This is a genomic window from Bacillus sp. 7_6_55CFAA_CT2, from assembly GCF_000238655.1.
GTDB classification, from domain to species: Bacteria; Bacillota; Bacilli; order Bacillales; family Bacillaceae_G; genus Bacillus_A; species Bacillus_A cereus.
Window position 1 is genome coordinate 1,014,929 of record NZ_JH414709.1, and the last position, 7,655, is coordinate 1,022,583.

Below are 7,655 nucleotides of genomic sequence, written 5' to 3' on the forward strand. Positions count from 1 at the left end.
TTTTCCCTCCAAATACTGTTTACAGACTAATAAATTATACCATGAACTATTTTTCTAACTTTAAATAAGAAAAAACAGACTATCACATACGTGAAGTCTGTTTCCCCATTCTTTTATTTTTGTAAATCTGCCCATTTTAAACTTGTAGCTGGACCAAATTGATGTACATATAAATCTTTCACATATGGTTTTTGTAAGTAAGATAATCCACGCTGGAATACCGGTGCAATTACTGCATCATCAAGTAGCATTTTTTCAGCATCTTGCATTGCTTTCCAGCGAGCCTTTTCATCATTACCTAATTCTGTTTTAATCTTCTTAATTAATGCATCATATTCTGGATTTGCATATTCTGTATTATTAACACTGCTTCCAGAAAGGAATACTTCTAAGTAAGTCATTGGATCTGGATAATCTGGTAACCAGCGTGATAACGACATTTCATATTCTTTCTTCTTCTCAAGTGCTAATTTTTGCGTATGCGGCTGTAATTTCACATTCACTTTTAATCCTGGTAAGTTTTTCTCAAGCTGCTCTTTAATGTACTCTCCAACTTTTTTAAAGTTTTCTAAGTCATAATTTAATAATTCTAAAGTCACTTCATTTGTACCTGTCTCTTGTTTTGCTTTCTCCCAATATTCCTTCGCCTGTTTTACATTTGTCTTATTAAACTCACCAGACGTACTTCTAAAATCTTTCTTATCTGGGCCCTTTAAAAATCCTTTTGGTACGTAATAGTTCGCTGCAACCGATCCATCATTTAAAAATGAATCTGCGAGTCCTTTCTTATCAAAAACTGTACTTAGCGCAAGACGTGCATTTTTATTTTTAAGAATCGGTACATTTTCATTAAATCGGAAGAAGTACATAACTGGATCTGTATATTGTTTTAGCTCTTTATTATTTTTATATTTATCTACGAATTCTGTAGAAATAACAGCTCTATCAACTTTATCTGTTTCATATAAATTTACCGCAGTTGAAATTTCTTTTACAATTTGATAGTTTACTTCATCTAACTTCACTTCTTTTTTATCCCAATACTTATCGTTTTTCTTCATTGTAAAGCTAGCTTCATGCTTCCACTCTGATAATGTAAACGGTCCATTATATACCGCTTTATTTGCTTCTAATCCATATTTATCACCTTGCTCTTTCGCATATTTTTCGTTAATTGGATAGAAGGATGGTAAAATTAATAATTTCGTAAAATACGGTACAGGATGTTCTAGCTCTACGACGAATGTTTTATCATCCTTCGCTTTTACTCCTAATTCATCTAGACCTAGTTGTTTTTTATTTATCTTCTCAGCATTTTTTACATCGTACGCAATGTATGCATATTGAGAAGCTATATCTGGATTAATCAATTGCTTCCAAGCGTATACGTAATCATGGGCGGTTACTGGATCTCCGTTAGACCATTTCGCATCACGCAATTGGAATGTATATGTCTTTCCATCTTTACTCACTTCATATTTTTGTGCGCCGGCTTCAATTTCTTCATCATTTTTCGATAGACGAAATAGTCCTTCCATTACGTTATTCAAAACGTTAAACGAGACTGCATCTGTTACTTTCCCTGAATTTAACGACGGAATTTCACCCGTTTCTAGTAACTGTAATACTTTCTTCTCATCTTTCGGCTTTGTTGCAGTTTTTTCTTTTGCGCAGCCAACTAAAAATGAAGAAACTAATAAAGTACTAACTAATGAGTAACGAACAACTTTTTTCATTTAAAAACCCCCTCTATTTTTAAGGTAAGTAACGACGAGCACCAGCGTATTCTTCTATATATCCTGGTGTATTTAGCGGTATAATCTCTACCGATCTTTCAGCTCTTGGTGAGTGAATCATATTGCCATCACCAATATACATTGCGACGTGATGGACACTACCTTTCCCTTGATCATGTGCAAAGAAAATTAAATCTCCCTTTTGTAGATTTTCTTTATCAACTGCAACTCCTGCTCTTGATTGCGGTCCAGAATCTCGCGGAATTGTAATGCCGTGCGATTTATAGATCGTATGCGTGAAGCCAGAGCAATCAAATCCAAAACCACTTGTACCAGCCCATATATACGGTAAACCTAAAAACATTTTCCCTGTGTTAATTAAATCATCAGCTGTCGGTTTTGGAATATCAGTTTGAGAACGGTAAACTGTTCCATCATTTTTTCGTAGCCATGCTTTCTGACCATTTGGCAACAATACACAGTATGAAATTGTGTCTTCACTTAATAGCGGCAGTCTTGTATTATAACTGACTTCAAGTGATTTATGTTTTTCAGAAGGATTTATATATAAAATCGCAGTCGGCTTTGTTATTAACACAAAAGGTTCATTTGTTTTATCTGCAAATTCTTGATTATATGTTAATTGCTTTTCAGGCATCCAGCCCGGATAACCTTCTTCATTTCGTGGTGTTGGCTGTCCATGCACTAATACCTTCACCCACTCGCCTTTCTTATCAATAACGGTTACTTCTTGACCGAGTAACGCTTGTGTTTCTAATTTATTTGCATTTGTTAACCATAGTTTCTCGTCAAGTGTCATTGATTTCGTCCATTTCCATAGATCCACTGGATTTGTTGCACTCGGTGTATCGATTGACCTTAATGAATCAGGTGCTGTCCATAACGTTGCAGCAGATACATCTATAAATGCTTTATTATCCTTCTTTTCTTCAGCATTTGCCGATGTAAACGATGAAAATATAAATAAAGTTGTTAAAAATGCAGTTCCTACTTTTTTCATATATATCCCCCTTAAAAAAATAATTTACTAGTCTCTTTTCCTAAGACTTACTATTCACTGTCGATTGAAGGTTTACCTTTGATCCAGAATAAGTCATTCCTTCTGGCTCTTCCATTAACCAAAGCGGTGCATCAAGATCAAAATAATGTATATTAGGATGTGCTGCCGCTAAATGTGCAACAGCACTAACGGAAAGTGAAGATTCCATCATGCTTCCCACCATACACTTCACACCAGCCGTTTCTGCGATATCTGCAATACGCCATGCTTCACGTATGCCACCACATTTCATTAATTTAATATTAATTAAGTCTGCGTATCTTCCTTGAACAAGCTTTAATGCATCACTTGCTGAAAATATACTTTCATCGGCCATAATTGGCGTTTGCACACGATCTTTGACGTACTTTAACCCATCCCAATCTTTCGCGTGTACTGGTTGTTCAATAAATTCTATATTTAAATTACGATTTTCCATCTCTTGAATGATAGAGATCGCTTCTTTTGGACTCCAACCTTGATTCGCATCTAAACGTAATGTCGTATTTCTTGGTACCACATTTCGAATTGCCTCAATACGTTCCAAATCTAAATGCGCCTCTTTACCCACTTTAATCTTTAATGTTTGAAATCCTTTTTCTACATGTTTCTTCGCTTCTTTTGCCATTAATACAGGCTCATCCACACTCACTGTAATATCGGTATGAATTTCTTTCTTCCCGCCTAACAAGGCATATAACGGCACATTTTGATATTGGCAATATACATCATATAAAGCGATATCTACCGCTGCTTTCGCACTTGAATTTCCAATACAACTCATTTGAATACCCTGTAGTAACTGCTGAAACTGAATGATATTTTGACCAATTAAACATGAACGCATCGGTCCTAAAATCGCTTCTTCCATTCCGCTGGTGAAATCCCCCGTAATAACTGGCGTTGCGGCTGCAGCCCCCTTACCAATTACTCCTTCGTCTGTATGAATATAAACATCTATACTTTCAATTTCTGTTACAGTACGAAGCGCGGTTTTAAACGGTTTATGCAGTTTTACACGTCTACGATTTACTTTTACATCTGTAATTTTCATTTTGTTCATCCTTTCATTCTCCAATGAAGTGAAATTTTAATCCACCGGAGATTTATACCCACGGATTATTAGGTAAACCTATTGGGCATTTACTCTTCTATCTCTCTACTTTGTTTTCGTTCACTTTTGATGTAGGACGATAATGTGAAATAAAAAAATCCAGCCATAAGAATGATTCTTACGGCTGGATTTTGTCTATGATTGAGTAGACAAAGCAGCAATCTGATTATATTTTTTCTGTGCATCTTTTAGCGCTACAAGTAACGCTTTTTGAGAAGAACCGAAATATCGGTTCTTTACTTCCATTACTAACGCCGGGTCATTTATATTTTTATGTAGAAATAAATATTTAACAAATTGAGATGTTAATGCAATTGTCGCTGAGCAGTCTGCATCTACAATTTCCCCTGTATCCTTAACAAGTATAAATGCTACGAAATAGCTTTTATACTTTTCAGTAATGGGATTATTTTGAGGTGCTTTCGCATCCCCTACGATATAAATTGTATTTGAAGCGTACACAGCTATCTTCCTTTCTTATACGAGGATAACGGGTTTCTTAATAGTCGTATGAGCGAGGAACTCAACGTTGATTAAAAAATGTATCCGCTTACCTTGTATTATAATATAATTAACAGAATTTTAACAACATTTATTTTAGTGCATATTCCATATTTATGAAAATAGCTTAAACTCTTCATTTCTACAATATGTGATTGTTCCTTGTACCATGACATTCATACATAAAAAACTGCACCCCCAATTGTTAGACGGTGTCTAACAATTGGGGGTGCAGTTCAATGGCTAACTGTTTTTATTACTTTGGCATCACAAATATAGTTTCATTTGACTTAGAAAATTGATACTCTTTTCTCGCTAACTTCAAAATTTCTTCCTCATCGTCTGTTAAATTTTCTATGTTAGTCTTTAAAGAATCTTTATCTTTCTTTAAAGATACTAATTGTTTCTTTTGATCCGTAATCGTATCTTTCTTTTTATCAATTACTTCTTGTTGTTTCGTTAAAATATATTGAACATATAGAGTAGTTGCCGCAATAAAAAGGACCATTAAAATAAGTCGCCTTAACTTCTTTTTATTTATCCTACGCTTGTCACTAGGTTGTGATAATTGCTCTGGTATATTAGGAACATTTACTCGCTCGAGTTTCCTCATTCAAATCCCCCTAACCCATATTTTTCACTACCATCGGCACGTTTTCTTACTAAACTAAATTCTATTCTTATAAAATAAACTCCTTCACAAAAATATCCCATAAATTAACCAATTAAAGATAGCATTCGACGACATTTCCATATTTACACCGATTTTTTTTATACATGCTGCTATAAAATAGTAGTTTCTGTAATTCTTTTTCTACTATTGTAGAAGAGTTTTTTCACACACAAAATTCCTTCCCCACATATCCATGTTATAACATGCTTACAAGGAGGGGGAATATGCATTACCGCACATTAGGTAAAACTGGAATAACTGTTTCTGAAATAGGTTTTGGCGCATGGGCAATCGGTGGTGATGAATGGGGACCTGTTAACGATAAACAATCTATAACCGCTATAAAAAAAGCAATTGAGTGTGGTGTGAATTTTATTGATACTGCGGATGTGTATGGTTTAGGACATAGTGAAAAGTTGATAGCTACCGCGATTAAAGGACATCGTAATGATATTATCCTATCAACGAAAGGTGGTTTAATCGGACATCACTACGACCCTAATAGAGTTCCTGTATATGATACTCCCGAAAAAATCATCGCCGTATTCGAAACAAGTTTACAACGTCTTCAAACAGATTATATTGATCTTTATTTTTGTCATATTTGGTGGCATAATCGTAGAGAAACAGAAGCATTTCTACGTGCATTTGACATATTAAAACGTGATGGCAAAGTAAGAGCAGTCGGTGTTTCGACTCATGATTTACAATACATTCATCATTTCAATAACAACAACGAAATTGATATCGTACAACTTGATTACAATATATTAAATCGAAAACCAGAAAAAGATATATTACCATTCTTACAAGAGAAAAATCTAGGAGCTGTTATTCGTGGTCCATTAAAAATGGGCATTTTAACTGGAAAATTCACAAATAAAACAATTTTTCCAGATGGAGATTTACGCAAAGATTGGCCAAATGAAACTTGGTTTCAAGAAGACTTACAAACCGTAGAGAAACTTCGGCTGCTCTCAAATAAAAATCAGACCCTAGGGCAACTTGCACTTCGCTATGTACTCTCTCATCCGGCAGTAAGTGTTGTAATTCCTGGTGCAAAAACAGGAACACAAGCACAAGAAAATGCAAATGCATCTGTTCGCCCTATTTTGAGTGATGAAGAGCTTAACTATATTCATTCAATATAAAAAGCCCAATCCGGGCTTTTTAATTTGGCAAACTAATATCATACTCCATTCGCTTCGCTGTGTCCTTCGCAACATGCATACCTAACAAGTTTTTCACAATATGAAATGCCATATTAATTCCAGCTGAAATTCCGGCAGATGTTATAATATGTCCTTCATCTACAAACTTTACATTTTCTATAACTTCAACATTTTGAAACTCATTTTTAAACTTTTCAATACTAGCCCAATGTGTTGTTGCTTTTAAACCTTCCAGTAAACCTGCTTTCGCCAGTAATAGCGCTCCTGTACAAACTGAAGTCATCAGCTTTACTTCTTTCATTTGTTGGCGAATCCATTTTATTACTATTTCATTTTTTATTTCATATTTTCTAGCACCTAGCCCACCCGGAATTATTAAAATATCCACTGGTGGTAAATTTTCAATACTATAATCTGGCTGTACCTTCAATCCATTCCTTGCTGTAATCATTTCCCCATTCTCGCTAACTGTATAAACAGTAAATGTTTTTTCTTCATTCACCTCAGTTACAGAAAAAACTTCAAATGGCCCTGCAAAGTCTAACACTTCTACTTCATTAAATAAAAATATACCAACACTCCATTTATTCATCATAAGTTCACTTCCTGTTTCAAATGATGTAAAAGGTGATTATATCCTTTTTCTAATGTAATATCATACGCTGTTTTTCCATCATTTTTCTTAATCATCTTATTAGCTCCATTTTTAAGGAGCAACATAATTATTTCTTCATTTCCTAATAATGCTGCTTCGTGGAGTCCTGTCCAGCCACCACTTTGCATAATATTTACATCTGATCCTTTTTCAATTAAGAAAGCGACAAGTTCACTTTGCTTGTTCGCAATTGCCACTTGCAAAGGTGTATTTTCATTTTCGTTTTTCGCTCTACTATGTATATCTGCACCGCTTTCTAAAAGAAAACTCGCTATTTCTTTCTGTCCAAAATAAGCTGCTAAATGAAGTGGTGTCCAGCCATCTTTACTACATTCGTTAACAATACTTGGACTCGCCTTTATAAACTCCACTACTTTTTCCTTATCACCACTTATAACAGCTTGTGCTATTGATTGTAAATGCTCCATAATAATCTCCCATCCTTCAAAATATTTAAGCATCTCCTTCTACATGTTCTATTAATTATTATATTTTCCTTTTAAAATCTTAAGTTTACATAATAATATTATATATTACTTTTTTTGTGCTTAATGCTGAATAGCAATAATGTTAAAAATACTGCCTTTAAACAATGAAGACCATGATTTCATTAGAGTTACTGAAAAAGCAAGCAAAAAACTATACACATAGTTTTCATCATATTTGTTCAGTTGCATGAACTAAAACAGGTAATGTTTATTCTGCTATTTATGCTTTCAACATATCAAATAATATTATTCCAAT

8 protein-coding genes are annotated in these 7,655 nt (G+C 34.3%); 1 reads left to right on the plus strand and 7 read right to left on the minus strand.

The window, feature by feature from the left end; translation table 11 throughout:
* Positions 1–113 precede the first annotated feature (113 nt).
* The 5 genes from HMPREF1014_RS14210 to HMPREF1014_RS14230 all read right to left on the minus strand — a co-directional run bounded on the left by HMPREF1014_RS14210 (position 114) and on the right by HMPREF1014_RS14230 (position 5,024).
* On the minus strand, positions 114–1,736 hold the full coding sequence (locus tag HMPREF1014_RS14210; protein ID WP_000758252.1) for a peptide ABC transporter substrate-binding protein: 1,623 nt from the start codon (positions 1,734–1,736) through the stop codon (positions 114–116).
* Positions 1,737–1,755: 19 nt separating this feature from the next.
* Positions 1,756–2,757 (minus strand): C40 family peptidase, encoded by a 1,002-nt coding sequence (locus tag HMPREF1014_RS14215; RefSeq protein ID WP_000755422.1) that lies wholly within the window; start codon positions 2,755–2,757, stop codon positions 1,756–1,758.
* Positions 2,758–2,797: 40 nt separating this feature from the next.
* A complete protein-coding gene (locus tag HMPREF1014_RS14220; RefSeq protein ID WP_001038452.1) occupies positions 2,798–3,859 on the minus strand; it encodes a dipeptide epimerase in 1,062 nt (353 codons plus the stop codon).
* A 186-nt stretch (positions 3,860–4,045) separates the two neighbouring features.
* Complete coding sequence (locus HMPREF1014_RS14225) at positions 4,046–4,372, minus strand: DUF3870 domain-containing protein (protein WP_000271318.1); 327 nt, start codon at positions 4,370–4,372, stop codon at positions 4,046–4,048.
* Positions 4,373–4,667: 295 nt separating this feature from the next.
* Positions 4,668–5,024, minus strand: a complete 357-nt coding sequence (locus HMPREF1014_RS14230) for an FtsB family cell division protein (RefSeq protein WP_001228371.1) — start codon at positions 5,022–5,024, stop codon at positions 4,668–4,670.
* A 284-nt stretch (positions 5,025–5,308) separates the two neighbouring features.
* Here HMPREF1014_RS14230 and HMPREF1014_RS14235 point away from each other — a divergent pair, with 284 nt between their 5' ends.
* Positions 5,309–6,235 (plus strand): aldo/keto reductase, encoded by a 927-nt coding sequence (locus HMPREF1014_RS14235; RefSeq protein WP_000559350.1) that lies wholly within the window; start codon positions 5,309–5,311, stop codon positions 6,233–6,235.
* Positions 6,236–6,254: 19 nt separating this feature from the next.
* On the opposite strand, the gene HMPREF1014_RS14240 is transcribed toward HMPREF1014_RS14235, so the two are convergent.
* Positions 6,255–6,851, minus strand: coding sequence for a DJ-1/PfpI family protein (locus tag HMPREF1014_RS14240; protein ID WP_000981431.1), 597 nt, complete (start codon positions 6,849–6,851; stop codon positions 6,255–6,257).
* A complete protein-coding gene (locus tag HMPREF1014_RS14245; protein ID WP_009327062.1) occupies positions 6,848–7,339 on the minus strand; it encodes an ankyrin repeat domain-containing protein in 492 nt (163 codons plus the stop codon). The genes HMPREF1014_RS14240 and HMPREF1014_RS14245 overlap by 4 nt, the downstream gene beginning before the upstream one ends.
* Between the last annotated feature and the right edge of the window lie 316 nt (positions 7,340–7,655).

What these genes read in the sequence shown, in the direction of transcription:
- HMPREF1014_RS14210 (WP_000758252.1), bottom strand. Translation starts at nt 1,736, where the DNA reads ATGAAAAAAGTTGTTCGTTACTCATTAGTTAGTACTTTATTAGTTTCT.
- HMPREF1014_RS14215 (WP_000755422.1), bottom strand. Translation starts at nt 2,757, where the DNA reads ATGAAAAAAGTAGGAACTGCATTTTTAACAACTTTATTTATATTTTCA.
- HMPREF1014_RS14220 (WP_001038452.1), bottom strand. Translation starts at nt 3,859, where the DNA reads ATGAACAAAATGAAAATTACAGATGTAAAAGTAAATCGTAGACGTGTA.
- HMPREF1014_RS14230 (WP_001228371.1), bottom strand. Translation starts at nt 5,024, where the DNA reads ATGAGGAAACTCGAGCGAGTAAATGTTCCTAATATACCAGAGCAATTA.
- HMPREF1014_RS14235 (WP_000559350.1), top strand. Translation starts at nt 5,309, where the DNA reads ATGCATTACCGCACATTAGGTAAAACTGGAATAACTGTTTCTGAAATA.
- HMPREF1014_RS14240 (WP_000981431.1), bottom strand. Translation starts at nt 6,851, where the DNA reads ATGATGAATAAATGGAGTGTTGGTATATTTTTATTTAATGAAGTAGAA.
- HMPREF1014_RS14245 (WP_009327062.1), bottom strand. Translation starts at nt 7,339, where the DNA reads ATGGAGCATTTACAATCAATAGCACAAGCTGTTATAAGTGGTGATAAG.